3 protein-coding genes are annotated in these 1,733 nt (G+C 76.9%); all 3 read left to right on the top strand.

Going from position 1 to position 1,733, the window contains the following annotated elements; genetic code table 11:
* Nucleotides 1-441, top strand: a 441-nt coding sequence (locus ACFSHS_RS10155) for a flagellar FliJ family protein (protein ID WP_376874794.1), incomplete at its 5' end; no start/stop codon positions are given.
* On the top strand, nt 429-1,370 hold the full coding sequence (locus ACFSHS_RS10150; RefSeq protein ID WP_376874791.1) for a transglycosylase SLT domain-containing protein: 942 nt from the start codon (nt 429-431) through the stop codon (nt 1,368-1,370). The genes ACFSHS_RS10155 and ACFSHS_RS10150, both read left to right, overlap by 13 nt.
* Nucleotides 1,367-1,733: hypothetical protein (locus tag ACFSHS_RS10145; protein WP_376874788.1), on the top strand; the 367-nt coding region annotated here is incomplete at its 3' end. The genes ACFSHS_RS10150 and ACFSHS_RS10145, both read left to right, overlap by 4 nt.

Below are 1,733 nucleotides of genomic sequence, written 5' to 3'. Positions count from 1 at the left end.
TCGGTGACCGACGTCTGCACCGGCCTCGCGCAACTGCGGGCCGAGCTGGTCACCACCCGCGCCGAGGCGGCCGGCGCCGCGGCCGACGCCGACCGGCGCGCCACCGACTACGAGACGGCGCTCGCGGGCGCCGTCCTCCCGCGGTCGCTGCCGGCCGGGCAGTTCCTCGCCGCCATGACGCTGCTGCGGACGGCGGCGACCGATGCGTCCGACGCCCGGGCCCTGGCCACGGCGTCGGCGGAGCAGGCGGAGCTGGTGCGCTCCCGCTGGACCGCCGCCGCGCAGCGCACCAAGGCGCTCGAGCGCCTGCGCGAGCGGCACCTGCAGGCGCTCGCTTCCGCCGAGGCCGCCGCCGAGGAGCGCGCGGTGGACGACCTGGTGACCGGTCGCGCCCGGAGGGGCCCGGCACGCGACGCGGAGGAGGTCCCGTGGACGGAGTGACGCAGATCCAGGCCCGGATCAGCGAGATCCAGACCCGTTTCGTGTACCGGGCTCCGTCGACGTCGGCGAACTGGGCCAGCGCGGCGGCCGCCGCCGGGCTCACCGGTGCCGATCCCTCGACCTCCGCTCCCACGGGTGCGACCGCGTCGGAGGGCGCCGTCGTGGCGGAGGCGCAGAAGTACCTCGGCGTCCCCTACCTCTGGGGCGGCACCGATCCCGCCAAGGGCCTGGACTGCTCGGGCTTCACCCAGCTGGTCTTCGGCAACCTCGGCGTCGACCTGCCGCGCACCTCCTCCCAGCAGGCGACCAGCGGCCGGGCCGTCGCCTCCCTGGCCGAGGCCCGCCCCGGTGACCTGGTCTTCTTCGACAACTCGTCGTCGCGCGCCGGGGTCGACCACGTCGGCATCTACGTGGGCAACGGGAAGATGATCGCCGCTCCCCAGGCCGGCGAGACGGTGAAGGTGCAGGACGTCGGCTCGCCGGCGGTGATCCGGCGGGTGCTGCCCCAGCAGGCGGTCGGCACGACGACCGCCGTCGGCAGCGCCCTGGCCGGCGTACCCTACGCCGACCTGTTCTCCCGGGCCGGCGCCCGGTACGGGGTGGATCCCTCGCTGCTGGCCGCCGTCGCGTCGCAGGAGTCGAGCTTCAACGCCTCGGCGGTCTCCCCCGCCGGCGCCCAGGGCCTCATGCAGTTCATGCCCGCGACGGCGAAGGGGCTCGGGGTCAACGCCCTCGACCCGACGTCGGCCATCGACGGCGCGGCCCGCTACTTGAGCAGCCTGACCAAGCAGTTCGGGTCGACCCAGCTGGCGCTCGCCGCCTACAACGCCGGCCCGGGCACGGTGACCCGCTACGGCGGCATCCCGCCCTACCCCGAGACCCAGAACTACGTCCGCGTCGTGATGACCAAGGCGGAGGCCTACCGATGACCACCCCTGGGGCACTCCCCCTCCCCACCGCCGGCGCCCTGCGGGCCAGACCGGCCAGCGGTCCGGAGGCGCGCGGCTCGGCCGGCGCGTCGCCGTTCGCGTCGGCGCTGGACGACGCCCTCGCCGCGGATCGTCTCCCCGGCTCGGACCGGGCGGTGGAGCGGCGCCGCAGCCCCGAGGACCGGGCCGACTCCACCGGCGACCGGGCCGCCGACGCGGCCTCGCGTGATGCGGAACGGGCGGACCGTGCCGCCGACCGCGCGGCTCGTGCCGCCGACCGGGCGGACCGTGCCGCGGACCGGGCCGCAGACCGGGCCGACCGGGCCGACCGGGCCGCGGAACCGACCCCGGACCCGGCGGGCG

This window comes from Blastococcus deserti (assembly GCF_042682525.1).
In the GTDB taxonomy this organism is placed as follows: domain Bacteria; phylum Actinomycetota; class Actinomycetes; order Mycobacteriales; family Geodermatophilaceae; genus Blastococcus_B; species Blastococcus_B deserti.
The sequence above is the reverse complement of the archived record's forward strand: the minus strand, read 5'-3'. Positions and strand labels throughout refer to the sequence as shown.